The 25,790-nt window shown below is 36.8% G+C and carries 23 protein-coding genes; 12 read left to right on the forward strand and 11 right to left on the reverse strand.

Annotation, left to right across the window (positions count from 1 at the left end; translation table 11 throughout):
* Nucleotides 1-228: 228 nt before the first annotated feature.
* The 6 genes from FB551_RS22150 (at nt 229) to FB551_RS22175 (ending at nt 4,771) form a co-directional block, all read left to right on the forward strand.
* Nucleotides 229-1,116: a DUF2589 domain-containing protein gene (locus tag FB551_RS22150; RefSeq protein WP_226798767.1), complete on the forward strand. Its 888-nt coding sequence runs from the start codon at nt 229-231 to the stop codon at nt 1,114-1,116.
* A gap of 14 nt (nt 1,117-1,130) precedes the next feature.
* Entirely contained in the window at nt 1,131-1,826 is a 696-nt protein-coding gene (locus tag FB551_RS22155) for a hypothetical protein (RefSeq protein WP_047429122.1), read from the forward strand.
* Nucleotides 1,826-2,404, forward strand: a complete 579-nt coding sequence (locus FB551_RS22160) for a hypothetical protein (RefSeq protein ID WP_142018959.1) — start codon at nt 1,826-1,828, stop codon at nt 2,402-2,404. The genes FB551_RS22155 and FB551_RS22160 overlap by 1 nt, the downstream gene beginning before the upstream one ends.
* Before the next feature lie 10 nt (nt 2,405-2,414).
* Nucleotides 2,415-3,677, forward strand: coding sequence for a S8 family peptidase (locus tag FB551_RS22165; RefSeq protein ID WP_142018960.1), 1,263 nt, complete (start codon nt 2,415-2,417; stop codon nt 3,675-3,677).
* The gene (locus FB551_RS22170; protein ID WP_142018961.1) at nt 3,674-3,877 is read left to right on the forward strand and encodes a hypothetical protein; all 204 of its coding nucleotides are present in this window, start codon (nt 3,674-3,676) and stop codon (nt 3,875-3,877) included. Before FB551_RS22165 ends, FB551_RS22170 begins: the two co-directional genes overlap by 4 nt.
* Before the next feature lie 66 nt (nt 3,878-3,943).
* Nucleotides 3,944-4,771: an endonuclease/exonuclease/phosphatase family protein gene (locus tag FB551_RS22175; protein WP_167497913.1), complete on the forward strand. Its 828-nt coding sequence runs from the start codon at nt 3,944-3,946 to the stop codon at nt 4,769-4,771.
* A gap of 4 nt (nt 4,772-4,775) precedes the next feature.
* Here the strand turns inward: FB551_RS22175 and FB551_RS22180 are convergent, their stop codons facing one another.
* Both FB551_RS22180 and FB551_RS22185 read right to left on the reverse strand, forming a co-directional pair.
* Entirely contained in the window at nt 4,776-5,462 is a 687-nt protein-coding gene (locus tag FB551_RS22180) for a response regulator transcription factor (protein WP_142018962.1), read from the reverse strand.
* Complete coding sequence (locus FB551_RS22185) at nt 5,452-6,774, reverse strand: sensor histidine kinase (protein ID WP_142018963.1); 1,323 nt, start codon at nt 6,772-6,774, stop codon at nt 5,452-5,454. The genes FB551_RS22180 and FB551_RS22185 overlap by 11 nt, the downstream gene beginning before the upstream one ends.
* A gap of 114 nt (nt 6,775-6,888) precedes the next feature.
* On the opposite strand from FB551_RS22185, the gene FB551_RS22190 reads away from it, so the two are divergent.
* From FB551_RS22190 to FB551_RS22200, 3 genes are all read left to right on the forward strand, one after another.
* Entirely contained in the window at nt 6,889-7,722 is an 834-nt protein-coding gene (locus FB551_RS22190) for a GLPGLI family protein (protein WP_142018964.1), read from the forward strand.
* A 171-nt stretch (nt 7,723-7,893) separates the two neighbouring features.
* Nucleotides 7,894-10,263 (forward strand): outer membrane beta-barrel family protein, encoded by a 2,370-nt coding sequence (locus FB551_RS22195; RefSeq protein ID WP_142018965.1) that lies wholly within the window; start codon nt 7,894-7,896, stop codon nt 10,261-10,263.
* A gap of 106 nt (nt 10,264-10,369) precedes the next feature.
* Nucleotides 10,370-12,235: a M1 family metallopeptidase gene (locus FB551_RS22200; protein ID WP_142018966.1), complete on the forward strand. Its 1,866-nt coding sequence runs from the start codon at nt 10,370-10,372 to the stop codon at nt 12,233-12,235.
* Nucleotides 12,236-12,270: 35 nt separating this feature from the next.
* Here the strand turns inward: FB551_RS22200 and FB551_RS22205 are convergent, their stop codons facing one another.
* The 9 genes from FB551_RS22205 to clpB all read right to left on the reverse strand — a co-directional run bounded on the left by FB551_RS22205 (nt 12,271) and on the right by clpB (nt 22,164).
* Nucleotides 12,271-13,656 carry a phosphatase PAP2 family protein gene (locus FB551_RS22205; RefSeq protein ID WP_142018967.1) on the reverse strand — a complete coding sequence of 462 codons (1,386 nt, stop codon included), beginning with the start codon at nt 13,654-13,656 and terminating at the stop codon, nt 12,271-12,273.
* A gap of 107 nt (nt 13,657-13,763) precedes the next feature.
* Nucleotides 13,764-14,777, reverse strand: coding sequence for a zinc metalloprotease (locus FB551_RS22210; RefSeq protein ID WP_047429138.1), 1,014 nt, complete (start codon nt 14,775-14,777; stop codon nt 13,764-13,766).
* A 429-nt stretch (nt 14,778-15,206) separates the two neighbouring features.
* Nucleotides 15,207-16,211, reverse strand: a complete 1,005-nt coding sequence (locus FB551_RS22215; RefSeq protein WP_142018968.1) for a zinc metalloprotease — start codon at nt 16,209-16,211, stop codon at nt 15,207-15,209.
* A gap of 248 nt (nt 16,212-16,459) precedes the next feature.
* Nucleotides 16,460-17,101, reverse strand: a complete 642-nt coding sequence (locus FB551_RS22220; RefSeq protein ID WP_047429142.1) for a response regulator transcription factor — start codon at nt 17,099-17,101, stop codon at nt 16,460-16,462.
* Nucleotides 17,098-17,769: a sensor histidine kinase gene (locus FB551_RS22225; RefSeq protein WP_226798768.1), complete on the reverse strand. Its 672-nt coding sequence runs from the start codon at nt 17,767-17,769 to the stop codon at nt 17,098-17,100. The genes FB551_RS22220 and FB551_RS22225 overlap by 4 nt, the downstream gene beginning before the upstream one ends.
* A 92-nt stretch (nt 17,770-17,861) precedes the next feature.
* Nucleotides 17,862-18,509, reverse strand: coding sequence for a hypothetical protein (locus tag FB551_RS22230; RefSeq protein ID WP_047429146.1), 648 nt, complete (start codon nt 18,507-18,509; stop codon nt 17,862-17,864).
* Nucleotides 18,510-18,535: 26 nt separating this feature from the next.
* Nucleotides 18,536-19,078, reverse strand: coding sequence for a hypothetical protein (locus FB551_RS22235; RefSeq protein WP_047429148.1), 543 nt, complete (start codon nt 19,076-19,078; stop codon nt 18,536-18,538).
* Nucleotides 19,079-19,278: 200 nt separating this feature from the next.
* The gene (locus FB551_RS23425; RefSeq protein WP_156121378.1) at nt 19,279-19,431 is read right to left on the reverse strand and encodes a hypothetical protein; all 153 of its coding nucleotides are present in this window, start codon (nt 19,429-19,431) and stop codon (nt 19,279-19,281) included.
* A 138-nt stretch (nt 19,432-19,569) separates the two neighbouring features.
* Nucleotides 19,570-22,164 carry an ATP-dependent chaperone ClpB gene (gene clpB, locus FB551_RS22240; protein WP_047429150.1) on the reverse strand — a complete coding sequence of 865 codons (2,595 nt, stop codon included), beginning with the start codon at nt 22,162-22,164 and terminating at the stop codon, nt 19,570-19,572.
* A 372-nt stretch (nt 22,165-22,536) separates the two neighbouring features.
* Here clpB and FB551_RS22245 point away from each other — a divergent pair, with 372 nt between their 5' ends.
* The 3 genes from FB551_RS22245 (at nt 22,537) to FB551_RS22255 (ending at nt 25,753) form a co-directional block, all read left to right on the forward strand.
* Nucleotides 22,537-23,115, forward strand: a complete 579-nt coding sequence (locus tag FB551_RS22245) for a TetR/AcrR family transcriptional regulator (protein WP_047429151.1) — start codon at nt 22,537-22,539, stop codon at nt 23,113-23,115.
* A 236-nt stretch (nt 23,116-23,351) separates the two neighbouring features.
* Nucleotides 23,352-24,668, forward strand: coding sequence for a phenylacetate--CoA ligase family protein (locus FB551_RS22250; protein ID WP_142018969.1), 1,317 nt, complete (start codon nt 23,352-23,354; stop codon nt 24,666-24,668).
* A complete protein-coding gene (locus FB551_RS22255; protein ID WP_142018970.1) occupies nt 24,668-25,753 on the forward strand; it encodes a 2Fe-2S iron-sulfur cluster-binding protein in 1,086 nt (361 codons plus the stop codon). Before FB551_RS22250 ends, FB551_RS22255 begins: the two co-directional genes overlap by 1 nt.
* The last annotated feature ends 37 nt before the right edge of the window (nt 25,754-25,790 follow it).

The following is a 25,790-nucleotide window of genomic DNA, read 5'->3' on the forward strand; positions in this document are numbered from 1 at the left end:
CTTGTTGCTTTCTTAGCTTACTTAAGAATAATAAGAAATCATTATCATCTCTGCGTCTATAAAATAGATCTCTGCAATATGCATTATAAAAGCCTGAACTTACCACTGTAAGTTCAGGCTTTTTATTTTTTAGGGTGTTTTTCCTGAACAAGTAGAGGTGTTCTCCTGAAATGTTTTGATGGTCAGTGATCTAATTTTGTCCCACAATATTAATCAAAAACAAAAAACATGGAAACATTAAAATCGGTGCTGGAAGCAAGCCACGCCAAAAAAACAAAAAATGAGTTAATTGATCTTTTATCAGGAGTAGAAAAAGTGCTGACCCCGGCAGTCTACGAAAAAGTATCAGGAATTGAAACTTCAGAACTGAGTTCATTAACGAATAAAGAATTATTAGCAATTGTAGACGAATTCAAAAAGAACTATGATGAAAAGTGGGAAAAATCTTTCTCAGGTGCCTCTTCAGAGATCATGAAACTGATTGCCGGTAGAATGGCTGCTGATGACGAGATTTTCAGAACTTCTGATGCTGCCAGTGCAGATTTTGCAGCAGAATTGGGAAGTATCGACTTTGCCACCATTATTGGCGGGCCTTTGGATGCTTGTGTAAAAGCACAGTCTAATGCCTCAATTGCCACGGTTAATTTCATCAATGAAGTCGGATTTGAACTTACAGATCCTGCCAATGCAACCAGTGCTAAAAAACTGAGAATGGCAGAATTCAAATACAAAAAAAATATTCCGAATCCGGATTTTAAGGAAGATGAGCCGGTAAGTGCTACCAATCCTAAAACGATTCCGAATGATGTAGAAATTTCCGTGCCTTTTATTGCGCTGTTGAATGTTCCAAGTTTCAGAATTGAAACCTGTGAAGTAGACTTTAATGTGAAGCTTAATTCTACATACACAAAAGACGTAAGTGATGAATTTGGGATCAACGCCGGAGTTTCCGGAGGATGGGGACCTGTAAAATTCAAAGTGGATGTATCGTATAAAAGAACTTCCAGTACAGGAATCAAAGTGGAAAAAGAATATTCTCTTGGGGTAAAAGTGCGTGCAACCAATGACGAAATGCCTGCAGGGCTTGAAAAAGTGCTTGGACTTCTTTCACAATAACAGATTTACGAAAGATGATAAAACTATCAGATTACCTGGATTATCTCAACAACGAGATAATTCAGGCTCGTAAAAAAGCAGACGAAAATGCCGTTCTTATTGCCAAAGAATACGCCCGTCATGAGTATCTGAAATATTTCAAGGTTCCGCGCTATGCTTTGCCTAGTGTAAAGATGGATATTCCGATCAAAATCACGGATATCGATTCAGATTCCAAATATAATTTTAAACTGAATCAGGATCAGTTCGTTACAGAAATAAACGAGAGAATCCGTCTGGCAAACAAAGAGAAAAACCTGAATATTTCTGAAATCAGCAAGAGACAGCTGCAGACTGAAGAATTCAAAACGCTGTTCAGTACGCTGGAAAAAAATGATCAGAAATTCGGTAAGCTTCCTGCAGTTGAAGTCCTTAAGCTGGATCTCAGGAAAAAAGTCCAGCTTCTCAATTCCGGAATTTTCCGGCCTCAGGAGGGAGCAACAGAAGAGACCGATGAACTGAAAGATATCTTTTCAAAGGTTTTACTGAATAAATATACGCTGGTAAACGCCAAGCTGAACAGCATTTATATAGATCCCAATACCAGTGCAGCAGAAGATAAAGATAAATTATTCATCAACCTTCATGTGGAAATGGAGGAAGAAGGAATCAGGATTGTGTCTTACAAAGATAAAGACGGTAATGAAATAGAACAGATAACTTTTGAGTAATGCAGGAACTTATTCACTTTACGGTAAAGAAAATCAAAGAACTGCTGGAACAGTTCAATGAAGTTCAGACTTTATATCTGTCAAAAGCATTTGATTTTGATGCCCGGTTTGATGCATTTCTCAATGAGGTTCTGGAATATTTTCGCACCAAAGGAAACACCAGCCATGAATCTGAAGTACTGAAGGTAATGAATATGATTTCCACCGTTAAAAGAGGCTTTAACCCTATAAAAATGGAGAAAATAACGACTGGAAGAAGGGAAATGCTCGGAGGATTCTCGTTCAATGGGATGGAAAGTATTTATGATATTCTGATGGAAATATATGCCAAAGAAAACAAAAAACTTGATGAGGCGGAAGAGCTTATTTCAGGAATCATTGTCTCGTTATACCAAAATGGTATTCTGGATGATGAAAAACTGAAAGACATGAATTCTGTTCCCAAAATCGAACGCTTCTGGACTTCACTGGCTGAGCAGAATACAGCCATATCCGGAATTAATAAAAAACTCAGACTAACCATTATTCCGGAGGATATTTTTCTTATTCTCGAAAAGGTATTTCTGAAATTAATTTAAAAAGATTATTATGGAAACCGGAAGATATATTGTTCTGCTGCAGAACCAGCAGAAAAACGCAATTAAAAAAATAGAGAAAGAACTGGAAGTGAATATTACTTCTTCAGAATTTCTCTCGGAAGAAAACCGTTCTTACGAAATCATTGATAAGGACAATGGAGTCCTTTACAAAAATCTTGGGGTTCTAGTGGTGGAAAATATGGATGAAGAACAGTTGAAAAGTGCTGTGAGAGATGAATCGAATTCTATTGTATACTACGAAAAAGAAAGAGAATTTTTTCCTGCAGATGAATTACAGCTTATTAATGAGCTTAAAAAACAGTCTGCCGGACTTGCAGAAAAAATCTCAGAACTTGAAAAATATATCATCACAAAACCTTTACCTCAAAAATCATTCGTTGAAATGGAATGGGGATTAAAAGCAATCGGATTGGAAAATACCAGCTACACAGGAAAAGGGATTGATGTCTGCATCCTTGATACCGGACTTGAAACTTCCCATCCGGATTTTTCCGCCGAGGTAATGGAAGGAAAATCTTTTATAGACGGTGAAGATTGGAACAGAGACCCAAATGGACATGGCACACATTGCGCTGGAGTGGCTACAGGAAATACAAGAAGTGATAACGGAAAACGTTACGGAATTGCTAAGGACTGCAACCTGAAAATAGCAAAAGTGCTCGCAGATAACGGCAGAGGTACCACCAGCAGTGTCATTGATGCGATAGACTGGGCGATTTCGAAGAAATTCAGAATCCTGTCTCTTTCATTAGCTTCTCCGGTGAAACTTGATGATCAGCCGTCAGTTCTTTTTGAAACCATTGGAGAAAGAGCGCTGGAAAATAACTGTCTTATTATTGCAGCCGCAGGAAATGACAGCAACAGGCCACAGATTCCACAGCCTGTTTCAATGCCGGCCAATTCAAAATCGATTATGGCTGTTGGAGCCATTGATGCTCAAATGAAGATCGCCAGATTTTCAAACGCGGGTCTCAATCCATCCACAGGAGGAAGTATCAATGTCTGTGCTCCCGGAGTAGATATTATCAGTTCCTATCCTAAAAATGCGAAGAACAAAAATAATTTATATTACAGTTTGAGCGGTACAAGTATGGCTGCACCACATGTTTCCGGGCTTGCGGCGTTGTATATGGAACAGTTTCCCGATAAATCAGCAAAAGAGATATGGGAACTGATTGAGAACAAGGCAAGGCCTGTTGAGGGCATAAAATACAGAGATATTGGAAATGGTTTAATACAGATATACTTATGATCACTTACCTCGCAGTTTTAAAGAAGGATATAAATTTAAAAAAGCTTGAAGTTCTTCTCAAAGGTAAAGGTATAAAACTGGCTGCTCACTATAAAACAATAGGAATCGTAAAGCTTGAAAGTCAGCTGCCGGTTTCAGAGTCTGAATTTCAGGAGTATTTTATATCTATAGAAAAAGAAAAAGATAATTTAACAATATAATCACATCAATAAAGCTTTTCTGTCGCAGAGAAGTTTTATTTTTGTATCTTAATGATAAAATAACATATGAATTTCAGATTTTCAATGGTGTTTCTGATGTTTTTTGCATTAGGATTCTCACAAGACCTTACCGTAATGAGTTTTAATATCAGACTGAATGTAGAGTCGGATAAAGACAATGCCTGGCCAAAAAGGAAACAGGACGTTGCCGATCTATTAACCTATTATCACCCGGATTATTTCGGAGTACAGGAAGCGCTTCCGGAGCAGATGAAAGATATTAAAACAGGATTAAAAAACTATGACTATATAGGAGTAGGAAGAGATGACGGCAAAGAAAAAGGAGAGTTTTCTGCCATCTTTTATGATACCAACAAACTGGAAATTGTAAAATCCGGGACGTTCTGGTTATCCGAAACTCCGGAAAAACCCTCAAAAGGCTGGGATGCTGCCCTCAACAGAATCTGTACTTACGCCATATTTAAAGACAAAAAATCGAAAAAGGAATTCCTGGCAATGAATCTTCATTTTGATCATATTGGAAATATAGCAAGAGTGAAATCTTCGGAACTGATCCTGAAAAAGATCAAAGAGCTGAATCCAAAGAACCTTCCGGTAACATTGAGCGGAGATTTTAACCTGACAGATGATTCAGAACCGATTAAAATCCTTTCTCAGAATATGAAAGATACTTTTTATCACTCAGAAACAAAACATTATGGCCCGATAGGAACATTTACGGCTTTTGATATCAATACAGTCCCGAAAGACAGAATCGATTATATTTTTACCCAAGGTTTTAAAATAAAATCTCACAGACATATCAATGACAGAAGAGAAAATCTGTTGTATCCTTCAGACCATTTCCCTGTGATTGTGAATCTTTCCCTATAAAAAATCAGTTGGTTGGAAAATCAACTTCAAATCCAATTCCTCTCAGGGATTGGATTTTTATTTGGGGATCACTGATGAAATATTTGCGAAGTCTGCTGATAAACACATCAAGGCTTCTTCCCGTAAAATAATCATTGGTTTCCCAGAGGTTATCCAGGATATTATCTCTGGTGATGATCGTCCGGTTATGCTTCAGGAGATATAATAAAAGTTCCTGTTCCCGTATGGTCAGCCGATTATTTCCATTAGGATGTGACAACAGAAGTTTGGTGGTATCCAGTGAGAATTCTCCGATTTTTATCTGACTTTCCGTAACCGCAGGAAGTGTTCTTTTCAGAATATTTTTAATTCGTAAAACAAGTTCTTCAGGGTCGCAAGGCTTTGAAATATAATCGTCGGCACCTATTTTCAAGCCCATCAGACGGTCAATTTTTTGATTTTTAGCCGTTAAAAATAACAATGGAAAATGACTTTTTTCCTTTACAATCATTTTGGCCAGAGAAAAGCCGTCAAGATTGGGCATCATCACATCCAGAATTCCTATCTGAAATGGGAAATCAGCATGAAGCAATGGTATAATATCTTCAGGGTTCTGAAACCAGCTGACTTCAAAATCCTCCAATTCAAGATATTGTTTAAGAATCATTCCGAAATCCGGATCATCTTCTGCCAGAAGAATTTTAATTTTCATAAGGAATTGATATTTTAAAAGTACTGCCTGCATGAAGCTGGCTGGAAACCTCTATTTTACCACCATAATTGGTAATGATTTTTTTTACAAAATAAAGTCCCAGCCCAAGACCTTTGCTGTTGTGAATATTGTTATTCTGTATTCTGTAGAATTTTTCAAAAATATGATTCAGTTCTTTTGTTTCCATACCCTGGCCATTATCTGAAACTTCCATTTCCAATTGCTGAGAAAGATTTCGGATATATATTTTAATAGCCGATGCACCGTATTTTACACTGTTTTCGCAAAGATTTTTAATGACCGTTTCCATCAGGTTTTTATCAAAAGGAAGTTTTTGTGAAACTGTATTTTCAAGGTTAAAATCAATGTTCGGGTAAGTCACCGCAAGATCCTGAATGAAAAAATCCCAGTCTTCAGGTTGTATTTCAACCATTTCATCCGGCATTTCATCTTTATGAAGCTGAACCATCAGGCTTTCCAGCCGTGAAATCTGTCTGTCAATAAGAGGAAACGTTTCAGGATTCCATTCTTTTTTTAATGCTTTGGAAGCTATTTTTAAAGTAGCGATAGGCGTTTTAAACTCATGCGAAATGTTATCCACAATGCTGTGGAGAACTTCTACCTGCTTCTGCTGCTGAATCAGATTTCTGATCGTGAAGATATAAAGCAAAAGAACTCCTGCAAGAAGTATAATACAACAAATGATCAGCAGGGTAAGCTCTTTGAAAACAATACTTTTTATATTTCTGATCTCAAAATCTGTCTGGGTTTTAACAAGAAAAGTATTCTTTTTTTCAACATGCCCTTTATCCGTGTCATTTCTTTTGGTGGTTGAGGTTTCCCAACTTCCGTTACTCGCAATACGCGGATTTTTAAGCTTATCCTGCGTTTCAAAAATAATAATAGGTTCGGTAATTACTTTTGTGCTGTCCGGCAAATGAACAATGGAAAGATATCTTATTCTCGCAGAGATTTCATAACCGTCTTGCTGGTGACGGCTGTCGATATAATGAATCAGTCTTTCTCTGGCAGATTTTCTGTTTTCTATGAAATGATTTAGAAAATCCTTTCTGTTGATTTCCTTATTATGGTACTTGATAATGATTTCCTGAAGAGAGTCATCATTCCTTTCTTTCACCTCCTGGATATCTTCAAGACTGTCTGTGTAATTGGTAAGTCCATCATTTACGGATCTGTAGATATCCCTTTCTTTTACCTGATAGGTCTTATACATAAAGTACACCTGAATTCCCAGTAAAAGCAGGAACAAAGCGGCAAAAACCGAAATCAGAATTTTACTCTTGGCTATCATTAAAACAAAGATAAAACTTTAACATTTTACTGAAATAGTATTTTTGTCATTAACCTTTTATTAACCTGATGGTTAATGTGTTTTTGGTAATTTTAGAAAATTAATGACCATTTAATGAAAAAGATACTCATTCTTGTAATTCTGATGCTTGGGATACACATCAATGCTCAAACCCACCGCTTTATATATGAACTTCAATACAGATTTGAACCTAACGGGACAAATTATGATAAAGAAGAAATGGTGCTGGATATCAATCCTGATGAAGTGAAGTTTTATGAATCTGAATTTTTAGCAAGCGATTCCCTGAATATTCTTCATGGGGGAATTTCTTCTCAACATACCAGCCAGTCCAGGCAAACTATTATCCGAAAAAGAAATTCCAATAAAAATAAAAACTTTGTTCAGATCATGATGATGCCTTATTATTATGTTTTTGAAACGGAGGATAATATCCGGTGGAAAATAGAGGCTGATACTAAAAAGATCAATAATTATAATTTACAAAGAGCAACTGCTGTGTTTGGAGGAAGAAACTGGAATGCTTGGTTTACGCCGGATATCAACATTCCTGAGGGCCCCTATAAATTCAGAGGGTTGCCGGGATTGGTTCTGTATGTGGAAGATGACAAGAAAGATTTTATATATTCTTTCTCCCGAAATAGAAATCTCCCAAAAACATACGATACAAAAAGCTTTCTTGAAAAGCATTATTCACTGGATGCTATTGCCATTGACTTAAAGAAATGGGTAAAACTGAATCTGGAGTTTTACAATGATCCATATGCCAGAATGAGAACCGAATTTCAGCCGGACTGGAATGTCCGCATTAATGGGCAGCAAATCAAAAGCAAAGAAGAATTTGCAGGTTTGACTAAACAAACTCAGATAGACATCAAAAAATATTATAATCCGATAGAACTGGATAAAGCCATTCCTTATCCATAAAAAAATATACTCTATTGATTTTAAAACCTGAATTTACGAATTCAGGTTTTGTTATTTTAAAGAAAAGACATTAACCTATCATTAACCCATCGTTAACCGAAATTCTCCCTTTCAATACAGAATTTTGTAGGCATAAAACAGAACAGTGTTTTGTTGGAATAAAAAATAACCATGTATAAAATTCTTTTTTTTCTGTGTTTTCCAGCTTTGATTCTTGCCCAGAAACAAAAAGCTGGAGGAACAGTTGTAAACACCGAAAACGAAAAGCTTTCTTCCGTAAAAGTGGAGGTATATAATGCTCAAAATGCATTAATTAAAGAATTAAAAACAGATGAGAACGGGAATTTTGTACTGAAGGATATAGTAGAACAGGAGGTGAAGCTTGTTATTAAAACTCAGGGATATTCTTTATTTGAGAAAAAATTGAATGTAAAAGAGTCTGAACCACTCAATATCATTCTTAAAAAAGAATCTAACGAAATAGAAGGAGTCGTGATGACAAAACGTAAACCTTTGGTGAAAAGAAAGGTAGACCGTCTGGAATTTAATGTGGAAAACAGTAACATTTCTTCGCTCAATGCCTGGGAAATTCTAAAAAATACACCCAGTGTCACCATCAACAATAGTGTATTGAGTGTAAAGGGAAGTACGGGAATTCTGGTGACGATTAATGATAAAAAAATAATGCTGACAGGAGACGAGCTTAAAAACCTTCTGGAAAATACACAGGGAGATGAAGTGAAATCAGTGGAGGTGATTACCAATCCGCCAGCAAAATATGAAGCCTCAGGAAGTGCAGTGCTGAATATCGTTCTGAAAAAGAATAAAATTGAAGGTTATCGCGGTATTCTTTCATCCAAATATGTGCAGACACAATATGCAAAAGGCGTTTTTGGTGTTTCTCAATATTATAAAAAAGATAAACTTTCCTTAATGGGAAGCTATTATAAAGGGCTGGGAACGTACTACCGGGAAGGAACAGATTATGTAAACTATCCGGAAAGCCAAACCCGATGGGTCAGTACGATGAACAGGAAGGATAAAAACTATAACCAGAATACCCTGAATTTTAATGCGGAATATGAATTGGACAGCCTGACCAATCTAAGCCTCAACTACTCAGGGTATTTTTCTCCAAAGTCCTTCGGAACTTATAATGTTCCTACATTGATCTATAACCAGCAGGATATAGTGGAATCTGATTATACCACCATCAATGATCACCGTTCACGTTCCATCAACAACTCTGTGAGTTTTCAGATAGACAGAAAACTGAATAAAAAAAGCAGTCTTTCATGGATCAATTATTTTACCGGAAATAATGCCGATAAATATCAGAATGTAATTACCCATCTGAATTTTGCAGGCCAGCCACCTAAAGAAGATAACTTCCTTACCCGGAATAAAGCAGATGTTCAGCTGTATTCCACCCAATTCGATTATCAGTGGAAAGGCGATAAACTGGAACTTGAATCGGGAACGAAGTATAGTTTTGTAAAGACCAGCAGTACACTTGATTTCTCCGATAATGAGAACGGAATACTCCAATACCGGCCGGAGAAAAGCAGCATTTTCGATTATAAAGAACACAATTTTGCACTATATTCTTCATTAGCCTATAATATTGGAAAATGGAGTTTCAAAGGCGGACTTCGCGCGGAAATGACAGATCTTGAAGGAGTAGTTTCTGAACCTTATGAATTGAATAAGACCAACTATTGGAAATTCTTTCCTACTTTTTATGCACAGTATACCACAGAAAATAAACAGGAATTCGGATTCTCTTATGGAAAGAGAATAAGCAGACCTTCCTATTCATGGTTGAATCCTGCAAAATCTTACTACAATCTGTTTTCCTATTATCAGGGTGATCCGAAATTAAAAGCGACAATTACCCACAACCTCAATCTTACTTATTCCTGGAAAGACTGGAATCTCGATTTGTATTATCGAAAAGAAATACATCCGTCCATGGAAATCTCCTATCAGGAACCAAGTACCAACAGTCTGATCTATTATTTTACCAATATTGAGAAAGGAGAAGCCTTTGGATTAAGCTTATATAAAAATTTCCAGATCAAATCCTGGTGGAATATTATCCTTTCTGAAAATATTGAGCATAATGAAAATTATTTCAAAGGAATTGACGGAATGTTGTATAAAAATAAAGTCTGGAACTGGGTGTCCAACATTTCAACAAGCTTTACATTGGATAAAAACAGCGACTGGAAAATGGAAATGGGGCACCGCTATTATTCTCCGGGCATACAGGGAACTTTCAGAATATCTTCTCTGTGGTCAGCCTATTTTGTAATGAACAGGAAGTTCTTTAGTAAAAAACTGGAAGCCAGTCTTGTTTTTAGTGATATCTTCAGATCCACAGGGCAGAAGGTCAGCACAAAATATGCAAATCAGGATAATTATTTTCTTGATTATACCGATACTCAGGGAGTGACATTTTCATTGAAATTCAACTTTGGAAATCAATCGGTTAAAAATGCAAAAACAATTCAGAAGACAACTGAGCAGGATAGATTATAGAATGTTTTTATACAAAAGTTAATTACAGTGAAATATTATCGTGAAATAATGATCGTCTGATGGTACATTTTCGCTATTTTTGATGCCTATCTTTAAAAAGATCGCTATGAAGAAAATTTTTTCCGGAATGCTGATCGCAGTCTCTTTACTGCAATTATCAGCTCAGGAATTGTATATGCCGAGGAATATCAAAAAAGCGTATGAAAAAGGTACACGTGATATCTCCGGAGCGCCAGGAAAAAACTACTGGCAGAATAAAGGAGTGTATAATGTAGAGGTGAAAGTAGATGCTGCTACAAAAGTGGTTTCCGGAAAAGAAACTATTGTTTATACCAACAACAGCCCGGATCATCTGAATGAGCTTGCCATACGATTTGTAAATAACCTTCACAAGCCGCAATCGCCAAGATCAGGATTTGTATCCAAAGATTTCCTTTCATCCGGACTGAAAATTAAGTCTTTTGCTGTAAACAATGTAAAATATGAAATCAATAGTGACGATTGGAGTACTGTTGAAAAAGTAAAATTAAAATCAGCTTTAAAATCTAAATCAAAAGCTGAGGTAAAAATAGAGTGGGAATATCCACTGTCGGTTCAGAGTGGAAGAGAAGGACAGATTGATCCTGAAACATTCTACGTGGCATACTCTTTTCCAAGAATTTCCGTGTATGATGATTACAACGGATGGGATATGCTGCAGCACTCAGACAGACAGGAGTTTTATAATGATTTCAATGATTACAGTTTTGCCATTACCGCACCAAAAAATTATGTGGTTTGGGCAACCGGAGATTTTCTGAATCCGGAAGCTGTACTTCAGCCGGAATATTTAAAAAGATATAAAGCTTCTCTGAAAAGTGATAAGCTGATGCATATTGCTACAGAACAGGAAATGAAGTCCGGAAAAGTAACAAAACAGAATAAATGGAATGTCTGGAAGTTTAAAGCCAGCCATATTACAGATTTCTGTTTTGCGATGAGTAACCATTATGTGTGGGATGCCGCCAGTGTTCAGTTAAAAACAAAAAGAGCCAGCGTTCAGGCCGGATATCAAAACGGAGCTAAAGATTTTGAACATTATGTAGAGTGGATGCGCTACAATCTGGATTGGTTCTCAAAAAACTGGCCTGGTGTAGAATATCCTTACAATGTAATGACGGCTATCCAGGGATATGCAGATATGGAATATCCTATGATGATTAATGATACCAGTATTCCTGATGATCTTAATGATGCCCGACTTACGGCAGATCATGAAATTGCCCATACGTATTTCCCGTTTTATATGGGAATCAATGAGACCAGATATGCATTTATGGATGAAGGCTGGGCAACCACGCTGGAATATCTTATAGGAATTGATGAAAACGGAGAGGCTGCTGCTAAGGAGTTTTATAAAAACTTCCGCGTTAAAAAATGGATCAATGATCCTTCTGCTGAACAGGACCAACCGGTAATTACCATGAGTACACAGGTAAGCGGTGCCGGATATGGAAACAATTCCTATGTAAAATCTTCATTGTCTTATCTGGCACTGAAAGATTATTTAGGAGATGAACTTTTCAAAAAAGCATTACATCACTACATGGATAACTGGAATGGGAAACATCCGGTTCCGTGGGATTATTTCAATTCTATGAATACAGGATCAGGAAAAAATCTGAACTGGTTTTTCCAGAATTGGTTTTATACCAATAATTATATTGACTTAAAAGTTACAGGAGCCTCTCAGATGAATGATATGCTTACCATAAATGTAACAAACGTAGGAGGTTTTGCTATTCCGTTTGATGCGATATTGTCTTACGATGACGGAACTACAGAAAAGCTCCATTTTTCACCTTCAGTTTGGGAAAAAGATCAGAAACTGACCGATCTTGTCATTCCTATTAAGAAGAGAATAAAATCGGTGCAGCTGGACGGAGATATCTTTATGGATTATACTCCGGATGACAACCGTAAAAACTTATAAACTAAAAGCCTTCAGATTCTGAAGGCTTTTTTGTTTTAAAAATAGGCTGTTAATCGTAAACCTAGCGTAATATAATTGATTTTTTCTTTAGCAATCAGGTTGTTAAGCTCCTGGTCCAGTTCATCACTATCTTTAATTTCATCGCTGAAATAATAGCGGATGGTAGAATTGATCTGATTGTAATCCGTATAGAAAGTAAGGCCTAATCCCGGATTGAATTTATAGGTCATGGAAGCACCCGTATTCCATCGGAAAGCCGGTTTTGGTTTATATCGGGCAACCTGAAGTTCGTGGTTGGGAGCATCTATCTCGTCTCCTTTTACAAATACTTTTCCATTGGCAGTGGCAGCATATCCTCCGGTAAGCTTTATAGTAAGCTGCCATTTATCTGATAATTCATGAGAAAAATAAGGTCCAATGCCTGCAGAAAGGAATCCCATGGATTGTGTTTTAATTTCATGGTTGCCAAAGTCCTGCCCGTCATCAAATGTTATTCTTTGAGATTTAATAGGAAAGCTGCTGAAGGCTATATCTGCACCCACACCCCATTTTTTTGAAAAGAAATAAGCCCCTTCCAGTCCTCCCTCGAAACCGATTTGTTTTTTATCATCCAGTTCAGATTCTCTCAGGAAGTTGGTTGTCCCTAAAGCGGTCCCCATTTTGAGTGCAAGAAAAGATGGGTAATCGTTACCCTGTATTCTGGATAACATACTTAAGTTATCCCCTTTGTTTTTATAAATTTTGTCAATAAAAAAGTACCCAAGTTCTGTAGATATAATCCCGATACCTGCACCAGCCAGGATATCCGGAACCCAGTGTCTGTTGTTTAAATTTCGTCCAAGTCCTGTAAGAGTGGCAGAACCATATCCGGCAATACTATAGGCTGGGTTTACCAAACCATATTCTTTGTGGAGAAAACTGGCATTAGTAAATGCCATAGCTGCATGTCCTGATGGAAAAGAGTTATTTTTGGATCCATCCGGGCGTTCTACTTTTGTGGTGTATTTAATAGAATTAACTAAAATTGCCATGATGGCTAAACTGGTACCATAAGATAAAGTAGCCCTCCCGAGATTGTTTCTACCCTTTACACCTGCCAGCTTTAATCCGTAGACAGCTACAGCAGGAGCGTATTGCAGATAATCATCATATTTCACTTTGAAATTGGGCAGATATCGGTTTCTTACCTCACGAATATTCTCTTTTTCTCCCCATGTTGCTGCGGCCGCAGTAAAAAGAAGAGCCGGAGCTACTGATTTTTTTACCCATTCTTTTTGAAAGAAAGGAGTTTTCTCCTGAATTGTATACCCTGAATTGATGAGTGCCAGATCTTCCTTGAGATTTCGGGATTGGATAGTGTCCTGTGCTTTAATACAGTATAATTGCAATAGTATTCCTGATGCTAATGCTATTTTTTTCATCTTAGTGGTGTTGAAATTTAAATCGCGTAAAAATATTAAAAAAATCTATCCCAAAAATTGAGATAGACTATTTTAATATTTTTATAATATTCTGTTGAGGTTAGTGGTTATCTCAATCCGGCTCTTGGTCCGGCTGCAGCAACCACAGCCTGCATTCTTGTTTTTTGGTTGGCAGAGAACATAACCATAGATTTGTCATCTACATAATCCATATAGTTCATGAACATCTGAGAACGGCTTACACCACCACAAACTCTGTTTAGTGGATAGGTAGGATTTCCATAGTTAGGGCCAGGAGATGTAGGAGTGTCATTAGAGTAATCTGTCTGACATCCGGCATCGGATGATCCCCAAAGGTGTGGAAGGTTTAGGTAATGTCCCACTTCATGCGTTACTGTTCTTCCTAAATTGAACGGAGCAGAAGCCCCTGTTTTACCTATATACTGATATCCTATTACAAGACCATCGTACCATTGTCCAGCATGTTCAGGATAATAAGCGTAACCTAGTGTTCCAGGCTGGTTGTTTTCGTCAAGGATCGAATTAACCACCCAAATATTCATATTTTTATTGACATCAGTAGCATCAATACCTCCTGTACTTGCTTTTTTCATTTGCTCCAGATCGGATCTCCAACCTGTCTTGGTACTTTGCTTGCGGTTGGTTGCTACTAATTTAAAACGGATTTTTACATCACCCGCCGCAGCTGGCTGAAACGCTGACGGAATTTTATTAATGTCAGAATTGGTAGCGCCATAATCGGCATTAAGCACTGCAATTTGTTCTGCAATTCTTGCATCGGAAATGTTTTGAGCAGAAGTATTGTAAATTACGTTAAAAACTACCGGGATCTCAACAGTTCCATCTGCGAGAACTTTTCCCACTTTAAGATTTTCTGCAAATTTTTCAGTACCGAATTCTATGTCGGCTATTTTTTGTTGTAATGCAGGGTTTTTCAGAAGCATTGCCTGTCTGATTTCTTCTGAAGGGCAACTTCTTTTAAGAGCACTCGGAACAGTGTTTTCCTCCCCCGGAGAAGTCTCGCTTTGATTGGTTAAGCTGTCGTTGTTACACGCCGACATAAGGCCCAGAATCAGGGCTCCAAATAGGAATTTTTTCATATCGTTATAATATAATTTGGTTGAGGTGGTGAAATTATAGTATTTGAAATTAATACGCAAATTATTATTGATTTATTTGCTAAATGTTCATTTTATCGTTTATTTAATTGAATTAAAATCAATTAAATATAATGTATATTGAATTTTAGTTAAAAAAGTATATTTGTTTTATATTTCACATTTAAGTGTGTTTTAAATGTAAATAATTTTATCATTTTACTGTTTTTGTAGGATATTTTTTACAATAAATTGGGCTGAAACAGCTTTTTAAAAACAAGTCAGAAATCCCTTATTTTTTATTAGATTATCTACTATCTTCAATGGCAGATCTGATTTCAATGTTCATTACTTGAAATGAGAGTAAAATAAGAGACAAAAAAATCTGCCTCAAAATTGAGACAGATTTCAAGTATGTAAAAGGTTATAATCTTAATACACTCTTAATCCGGATCTTGCACCAGAAGAAGCTACTACAGACTGCATTCTTGTTTTTTGTCCTGCAGAGAACATAAACATAGCCGCATCATCTACATAATCCATATAGTTCATAAACATTACAGATCTTTGTACACCACTGCAGGTGTTGTATAGCGGATAGGAAGGTTTTCCGTAATTGGCAGTAGTTTGTGTAGGCGTATCGCTCACCTGGTCGTTTCCACAGTTGGCATCTCCCCAGATGTGTCTTAAGTTCAGGTAGTGACCTACCTCATGGGTTGCGGTTCTTCCCAGGTTGAAAGGCGAAGAGGCTCCGGTCTTTCCAAAGTAGGGAGCTGCAATTACAACACCATCATTCCATAGACCTGCCGACTCAGGAAAAGTGGCATATCCAAGAATTGTGCGGCCCTGGCTGGTCATTTTTCCCACTACCCATAAGTTTAAATAATTGGTAGGATTAGTGGCGTCAATTCCTCCTTTGGATGCTTTTTTCATATCATCATTAGTAGCCCAGCTTGTTTTTGAAGTGGATTTTCTAATGGTATTTACAAGCCTGAATTTTACTTTTGTATCTCCCGAACTTACTGTCTGGAATTCAGTAGGGATTTTGTTTGCATCACTGTTAGTTCCTGAATAATCGGCATTAAGGACTGCGATTTGTTCTGCAATTCTTGCGTCAGAAACGTTTTCAGCTGTTGTTTTGTAGATGACATTTACGATAACAGGGATTTCTACGGTACCATCGGCAAGAACTTTTCCAAACTTCACATCATTGGCAAATTTTTCTGTATTGGTTTCCAATGCCGCAAATCTTTGTTGAAGTTCAGAACTTTTTTTCAGTGCTTCCTGTCTGATTTCCTCAGAAGCACAGCCTCTTTGAGTTAAGCTTGCCGTAGTGGCTGCTTCGTCAGTTGTGTTTTCGTTTTGATTGGTGATGCTGTCATTGTTACATGCAGCCATTACACTGAGCATAAAAGCTCCAAATAATAGTTTTTTCATATCAAAATCATTTAGGTTGAGAATGTGAAATTATATTATTTAAAATTAATATGCAAATGATTTCTTTGTTTTATTAATTAATTACTAATAATTGGATGTTTTTATTGGTTTTAATATAGTGTTATTGGATATCTATTGAATTTTAATTAATTTAATCAATTTAACTAATTCATTTTTAGTTTTTGATCGCTTTGAATGGATTTTTTTCTTTTATGTTTTATTTTAAAAGAAATTTTTCACCTTAAAACTTAATTAGCAAAACCATTTTTAATGGCGAAGACGGCTAGCCCTACTCGGGTTTTGAGATCCAGTTTTTCACAAAGTTGGTCACGGTAGCTTTCCACTGTTCTTGGGCTGCAGCACATTCTGTCTGCAATTTCCTTATAGCTGAGTTCGGTTACGGTGTATTTCAGAAATTCTTTTTCTCTGTCGGAAATTCTTACGGCAATCTCAGTTTCTGTCTCTTTGTTCAAATTGGAAAATATAATTTTGGAAGCCCAATCCGGGTAAAAGAAACCATCGCTGTTAAGTCTGGTAAGTGCGGTTTCGAGATCTCTTGGATGGGTGTTTTTGAGCAAATAGCCTTTTGCTCCGCTCTTGATCATCTTAATTACACTGTTGTCATCTCCCTGCATACTGAGTGCCATAATTTTAATCTCAGGATGATTTTTTGTAAGCCATAATGCCGTTTCAAAACCGTCCATGATAGGCATGCTGATATCTAAAAGAATAATATCGGGAATTGCATTCCCTTCTTCAAATTTCTGGATAAGATCTTTCCCGTTTTCACTGACATAGATCACTTCAAATTCACTGAAGTTACCAATGATTCCTTCCAGGGCTTTCGCAATAAGTATATGGTCGTCAACAATGACAATAGATTTTTTCATGACTGCTTTTTTAAGATAATATTGATATGAGTTCCCATATTTTCCTGGCTTTCCATACGAAAACTGGCTCCTATGATTTCAGCTCTGTTTTTCATATTGGTAAGACCTATTCCATTGGATTTGATCTGGGAAGTGTCAAACCCGATTCCATCATCACGAATATCAAGTTCCCAAAGGATATCTTCAGACGTATTAAGGGTGATAAAAATATTTTTACAACAGGAATGCTTTATACTGTTCTGAATGAATTCCTGAGTAATCCTTAACAGAACATTTTTATGTACAAAGCCCAAATCCAGTTGTTTAAAATTGTGTTCAAAACTTACATGACATTTTTTGAAAGAATTCGTGTTATCTGCTTCTTCCTGTATCAAAGTTACAATTTCCTTCTGGTTGATATTGTCATCCGTCAATGTTTTTGACAAGCTTCTGAGATCCTGCAAAGATTGATTGATAATCTGTGAAACCTGATCAATTCTTTCACTTGCTTCAGAAACTTTGTTTTCATAAAGCATCTGCTGTACATAAAGACTTACGAGGGTAAGTTTCTGTCCAATATTGTCGTGCAGTTCCCGGCCGATCTGCTGCATGGTGGCTTGTTGGATTTCCAGCTGGGTAGACAGAAGCTCTCTTTGATGAAGTTCATTTTTCCTTTCAATTTCATTCAAATACTCTTTTTTTCGCTGCCTGTAATTGCGGATATAAATAAATACGGCTATTACAAACATCAAAAAAAAGATGTTGAATGAAATAAGAGTTATTAAGAGTTCTGTTTTCCCCATATGAATGAACTTGCAAATAAAATATACATGACCGCTCCTGAAACCTGGAAATATATATAATAAATATCCCAGATATCAATATATTTCCAAAGAAGAGAGTTAAATGTCATAAACGGAAGGTTGGCAATGTAAAAGAGCGTTACCCCCAGATTGATATAAAACATTTTGTTTTTACTGAAATTTAGAATCTCAGATGAATTAACTTGTTTATAATACTCCATAATGACGAGGGCCATTAAGAGCAGACAACCTATATTGTAGTTGAAAGAAAAGATCACTTTCTTTTCTGGAAAAAAAAGTGCCCTGAGAACATATGTTAAAAGATACGTTCCTGTTAAGATATAGAATAGTTTTGTTTTCTTTAGAGATTCTTTTGCATACAGCCAATAAAAAAATATAAACTGCAGTGGAATCACAAAATAGTTGTGAAAAATTATTCTGTCTATTTTAAGCGGTTTTTCTCCCCATTTTACAGCTGATTCACACAAAAAAATAACAATCAGATAAATTGCCAGGTATTTCCAATGTAGTTTTTTTACACGATTATAATAAATAAGGGAAGTTATAGCAGCAAAGGCTTCTCCCCAATACATAAATGAAGAAAAAAATTTTTGAATCTCAGTCATACTGTGTTTAAGGATATGAATGGTAATTAATAAGATATGCCCAACGGAGGTGATGGTGGAATCAGAGTACCGCTGTTTTCTCCAAGACCTTTGTCATCATCATCATCTTCTCCTCCTCCTATACCTTTGACAGAACGTGAGTTTAATGATAAAGGATTGCCATCAGTATTTTGGAAAGGATTGAAATCATAATCAATAAGTTCTCCTCCTTCATTGGCTTTTTTCAATGTCGGGATCATTACCAGAGTGTGTTTTTCTGCATATTCTGTCGGAACAGGGTGAGAGTCCATAATAGACCAGTTTTCCTGTTTCGGATAGGAAGCGTAATAAAATCTGATTCCCAGATCTTCATCAGAAGCAGAAGGATTTACTTTCGCTGCTTCTTCTTCAATCTTGGCAATGAAATTTTTTAACTTCGGAAGGTCAAACCAAATGGAATGAGCGTCTTGTATTCCTAAAGCGGTATTGATAGCACTTAAATGATTTTGACGATAATTGTCGATCAGAGCCTGAATAAGACTGTTTGACATGGTCCCAGGCTGTAATGGATTGTTTGATTCTGTATTCATAGCTTAGTGTTTTACGGTAAAACTCAATTAATATGCAAATCTCGTGAAAAATATCCTAGAAAATGTATTCACGAATTGGGAATTACACTGTTATTTTTACCGTGTTTTTACGGATTGTATGTAAAAAATAACAAATTAAGACCATGTAAACTCACATTGTTCTATAAAAAACGGAGAAAATAGATTTCCCCGTTTTTCTTTTAAATACATGGATACTTTCTCCAGTCCCTGCAAATGTATCCTGATGTGCAGCATAAATTGGTGGGGCAGTTCATATTTTCATCACACATAATGATAGGAGCAATAAGACCGCCATCGATTTTCTTTAAATCGTTTCTTTTTAGCTTTTTCATACTGATTCTGTTTTAGTTATTAGCATAGTAAAGATAAGTTTATTTCACTTAATCAGGATAAAAAATGAAAAAAAATAAGTGCTGCAGGTTATCCTGCAGCACTTATTCACAAAAATAATGTATATGAAAAAAACTATTTTATTGTTCGGTAGGTCTGAAGACCAAACCAGTTTCTACGAAATAATCTAATGTAATTCTGTCTCCGTCATTTACATTTCCGGCAAGAATCTCTTTAGACAGCTTGTTTAATACTTCCTGCTGAATTACTCTTTTCAACGGTCTTGCTCCGAAGGCAGGATCATATCCTTTGTCCATCAGATAATCTACTGCATCCTGCGTGAAAGTCATAATGATGTTTCGTTTAGATAACATTTCATTGAACCCTCTCAGCTGATACTGTACGATTTTTCCGATTTCTTTTTTCTTTAAAGGCTGGAAAAGGACAATTTCATCAATTCTGTTCAGGAATTCCGGACGCAGCGTTTGTTTTAAAAGATCAAAAACTTCGTCTTTGGTTTTGTCCACAATTTCATCCTGGTTTTCCTCGGTGAGATTTTCAAAATTCTCCTGAATCAGGTGTGATCCTAAATTCGAGGTCATGATGATGATAGAATTTTTGAAATTCACCACCCTTCCCTTATTATCTGTCAGACGTCCGTCATCCAGCACCTGAAGCAATGTGTTGAAAACATCCGGGTGTGCTTTTTCAATTTCGTCTAAAAGTACCACGGAGTAAGGTCTTCTTCTAACCGCTTCAGTCAATTGTCCACCTTCATCATATCCTACATATCCCGGAGGCGCACCTACCAATCTTGAAACACTGTGACGTTCCTGATATTCACTCATATCAATTCTCGTCATATTGTTTTCATCATCGAATAAGAATTCTGCCAGTGCTTTTGCCAGCTCGGTTTTACCCACTCCGGTTGTTCCCAGGAATAAGAAAGATCCGATAGGTTTTTTATCATCACTCAATCCGGCTCTGTTTCTACGGATCGCATCCGCAACTGCCTGAATCGCTTCGTCCTGCCCAACCACTCGGTGATGCAGTTCAGACTCAAGATTCAATAACTTTTCTCTTTCAGATTGAAGTAATTTTGTAACAGGAATACCTGTCCATTTAGCAATTACTTCGGAAATGTTTTCAGCAGTTACCTCTTCTTTGATCAGCTCATTCTGATGATTCTGCATTTCAAGTTCAACCTTGGCAAGCTCTTCCTCCTTTTCACGAAGTTTTCCGTATTGGATTTCCGCTACTTTTGCATAATCTCCAGCTCTGGAAGCTCTTTCTGCTTCATGTTTCAGAGATTCTATATCTTTTTTGATCTGGGTAAGATCTTCACTTTTCTGTTTTTCTTTCAGCCATTTGGCATTGATTTCATTTCTCTGTTCGGAAATTTTAGCAATATCTTCCTTCAGATGATCAATTTTGGTCTGGTTGCCTTCTCTTGAGATAGCTGCCAGCTCAATTTCCATCTGCATCAGTTTTCTGTCCAGAACATCCAGTTCTTCCGGCTTGGAATTGATTTCCATTCTCAGTTTTGCAGAAGCTTCATCAATAAGGTCAATGGCTTTATCCGGTAAAAAACGGTCTGAAATATATCTTTGAGACATTTCCACAGCAGCAATAATTGCTTCATCTTTGATTCTTACTTTGTGGTGAGCTTCATATTTATCTTTAATACCACGAAGGATAGAAATTGCAGATTCAGTATCCGGTTCTTCCACCATCACTTTCTGGAAACGTCTTTCCAACGCTTTATCTTTTTCAAAATATTTTTGATATTCGTTCAGCGTAGTCGCACCAATGGCTCTTAATTCTCCTCTTGCCAAAGCAGGTTTTAAGATGTTGGCTGCATCCATTGCTCCTTCACCTCCTCCGGCACCAACCAGAGTGTGAATTTCGTCAATGAAAAGAATAATCTGCCCGTCTGATTTGATGACTTCATTCACTACAGATTTTAAACGCTCTTCAAATTCACCTTTATATTTGGCTCCGGCAATCAAAGCTCCCATATCCAGTGAGAATAATGTTTTATCCATCAGGTTTTCGGGAACGTCACCACTGATAATTCTATGAGCAATTCCCTCTGCAATGGCTGTTTTACCTACACCCGGTTCCCCGATAAGAATAGGATTGTTTTTAGTTCTTCTGGAAAGGATCTGTAAAACCCTTCTGATTTCTTCATCACGCCCGATTACGGGATCCAGTTTACCTTCTGCTGCCAACTCGTTGAAGTTTTTAGCATATTTATTTAAGGACTGATACGTCTCCTCCGAACTCGCAGAAGTGGCTTTGCTTCCTTTTCTTAATTCTTTAATAGCACCTTCCAAAAGATTTTTGGTTACTCCCATATCTTTCAGCATCTTCGATACTTCTGAAGAAGTTTCCAACAGAGATAACCATAAGTGCTCAATCGTTACATATTCGTCACCCATTTTCTTAGCGATATTAGGAGCGTCCAGCAAGACTTTGTTGGCAGATTGTGAAAGATAAATGTTTCCTCCCTGTACTTTTGGAAGTTTTTCTAAATTTTCACGGTTGCGCTCTCTTACTAAATTAGAATCTGCTTCAGATTTTTTCAGTAAGAAAGGCGATATATTTTCATCCACCTGGAAGATTCCTTCCAGGAGATGTTGAGGTTCAATACTTTGGTTGCCCAGTTCCATAGCAATCTGTTGTGCTGCCTGGATGGCTTCCTGTGATTTTACAGTATATTGGTTTAAGTTCATATTTTTATATATTTTTGGTAATGGTTTGTTTAAAGTTTAGTTTTTTAAAAACATCAAGAAACCAAATTCTGAGGCTTAGTTTCTTAATGCCATCAATTATTTAATCATTTATTCGATGACTGTATCGCAAAAACTGTTCAATTATTAAATTTACAAAAAAATAGGACAAATTTTCCGGATATTGTATTTTTAACGGAAATTTAACTTGACAAAATTTCCGATTTCGTAATTATTTCTTTGAAATCCATGACCAAATAGTCATACTGTGAGAAGAAACTTCTACGGGGCAATATGAAAATAGGAGAATTTACTTGATGTAAGTGTTAAAATTCAGCTTTTTATTTTAGAATAATTACTTTTGCATTTTACCAGATGGAACTAAAAGAAAAACAGAGAAAAATATTAGACGTAGCAGTAGAACTTTTCAAAGAGAAAGGCTATATGGGGAGTTCAGTAAGAGACCTGGCTACGAAACTCAATATCAAGGCCGCATCACTGTACGCACACATCCGCTCAAAGGAAGAAATTCTGGAATGGATTTGCTTTGGCATTGCTCAGGAGTTTTTCGATGAACTTCAGGAAGTAAAAAATACAGCTATTGTCCCAAAAGAAAAGCTGAATCTCCTGTTGGATAAACATCTTTCAGTTGTTCTTAAAAACCGTGATGTAACCCACATTTATTCCAATGAATGGAGACACCTTGAAGAAAGGCTTCCCGAATTTGTAGAATTAAGAAAAAACTATCAGCAGGAAGTTGAAAAACTCATTTCCGAGATCTACGAAGCTGAAAACTGGGAGCTGAAATCACCATCATTTACCACAAGATTTATCCTGCATACTTTAAACAATTCTTATTTCTGGTTCAAAAGAAGCAGCGATTCTACTGATGAGATTACCGAAGAAATAAGAGAGAAAATTCTTTTTGGCCTGCTTGGGAACCAAAGAAAGTAACCACATTGCTTGTCATTGACTACATCGAATCTTCGATTTCTGACGAAGGAAGAATTTCTAACAGATGGTCAGATAAAAGATTCCTCTCTACACTTTGTTCCGATCAGAATGACATTTGACCTGACTTTAACTATATTTCTTATTTAGAATCATTCAAAATATGACAAAAGTCATAAAAATTTTGCCAGCTTCTAAAATCTTTTTAAATTTACACCTAACAAATGTTAGTTAGTTTTATGGATTTTTCAGTTGAATATCTGGAGCTGGGTCAGTTGAGACAGCTTCAATCCGACCGGTTGATCAGCCTGATCAGCTATTTGGGGGAGAAGTCGGAATTTTATAAAAAGAAATTTGATGCATTGCAAATATCTCCAAAGGATATAAGGTCGATTGAAGATATCGCTAAACTTCCTATTACTTACAAACAGGATTTAAGAGATAACTATCCGTTCGGATTATTTACGGTTCCTAAAAGTGAACTTCAGCGTATTCACTGCTCAAGCGGAACTACAGGAAAACCAACTGTGGTAGGATATACCAAAGAAGATGTGGATCTTTTCAGTGAAGTGGTGGCAAGATCTTTACATGCTGCTGGTGCAAGACCGGGAATGCAGCTGCATAACGCGTATGGATATGGGATTTTTACCGGAGGATTGGGTCTTCATTATGGAGCTGAAATGTTGGGTATGAGTGTTCTTCCCATTTCTGGTGGGATGACGGCAAGACAGGTAGATCTGATTGTGGATTTTAAGCCGGAAGTGATCTGCTGTTCTCCTTCATATGCGCTTACCATTGCGGATGAATTTGCCAGGAGAGGAATTACTGCAGAGGAGATCAGTTTAAAGTATGCTGTGTTGGGTTCGGAGCCGTGGACGGAGATTATCAGAGGTCATATTGAAGAAAGATTAGGCGTTCATGCAACCAATATCTATGGATTAAGTGAAATTATCGGTCCTGGAGTTTCTATGGAGGATTTCGAGGAGAAAGGAGGAGCTTATATCTGGGAAGATCATTTTTATCCTGAGATTTTAGATCCGATTACCAAACAGCCGGTTCCTTTTGGAGAAGAAGGGGTTTTGGTAATTACTACTTTAACCAAAAAAGCAATGCCGCTTTTACGTTACTGGACGAATGATATCACCAGTCTTTATTACGATGAAAATGCCAGAAGAACAATGGTGAAAATGAAACCAATCGTAGGGAGAGCAGATGATATGCTGATCGTAAGAGGAGTCAATGTTTATCCAAGCCAGATTGAAGATGCTTTTTCTTATGTAAAGGGTGTGGTTCCTAACTACTATTTAACCCCTGTGGAGAAAGAACATATGTGCATCGCTTTGGATATTGATGTTGAAATAGATGATGAATTGGTAAAGTCTCAGAAAATGGAAGCCAATACCGATGATTATTTTAATTTTGTCGGAAACTTTGGAAAAAACATAGAAAACGAAATAAAAAAGAGGGTAGGAATTACAACGAAAGTGAAAGTTCATGCCCAGGACAGCCTGCCGAAGTGTGAGGGTGGAAAAATTAATAGAATACTAAAAAAATAATGAATTCATTTTATAAACTTAAAACAGTTAAGGTTCAGAAAGATACTTCCGAAGCAGTAAATGTGGCGGTAGAAATCCCTGAAGAACTGAAAGACAAGTTCAGGTTCAAACAAGGGCAGTATCTTAATTTCCGAATGATAATCAACGGAAATGAAGAAAGACGTTCTTACTCTATCTGTAATGCTCCCAGCGAAAAAGGAAATACACTGGAAGTATTGGTGAAGTTGCTTGAAGGCGGAAAAGTTTCAGGGTATTTCAACGAACATCTTCATATGGATGAAGTGCTGGAAGTAATGCCTCCAATGGGTGGTTTCAATACTTCTTATCACCCGACAAACGTAAAAACTTATGTAGGTCTGGCGGCAGGAAGCGGAATTACTCCTGTATTATCCAATATCAAAGAAAGCCTTTATCAGGAGCCGAATTCAAATGCTTATCTGTTCTACAGCAACAGAAGCATGAATCATGTTTTAAGAAAAGCAGAGATCGATAAACTGGTTGAGCAGTTCAACGGAAGACTTAAAGTGGTTTATTTAGTAAGCCGTGAGAAGCATGAAGATCCTGTTTTTGAAGGAAGAATTTCATCAGAAAAATTAGAGCAGCTGTTTGAAAGATATACAGATATTGATGTAAAAGAAGCTACTTATTTTATATGTGGTCCATCAGAAATGATCAAAGGGATCGCAGATTATCTGAAAAAAGATAAAAAAGTACCTGCTATTCAGGTATTATTTGAATATTTCACTGCTCCGGATGAAGAAAATACGGAGGAAATGAGTGATGAATTCAAGGCAATTGCCAATATTGAAAGTATGGTAACGGTAATCATTGATGATGATGAATATTCGTTCCACCTTAATTCTAAAAAAGAGAGTATCTTAGATAAAGCATTGAAAGATCAGCTTCCGGTTCCTTTCGCATGTAAGGGAGGCGTTTGCTGTACGTGTAAGGCGCAGGTTCTGGAAGGAGAGGTTTTCATGGAGAAAAACTATGCACTTACCGAAGAAGAAGTAGCCAGAGGCTTCGTTCTTACCTGCCAGTGTCACCCGACAACGAATGTGGTGATGCTAAATTATGATGTTTAAGACAATTTGAAAATGAGAAGATATGCTGATTTGAAAA

The sequence above is a fragment of the Chryseobacterium aquifrigidense genome, from assembly GCF_006716485.1.
Classification (GTDB): Bacteria; Bacteroidota; Bacteroidia; order Flavobacteriales; family Weeksellaceae; genus Chryseobacterium; species Chryseobacterium vietnamense.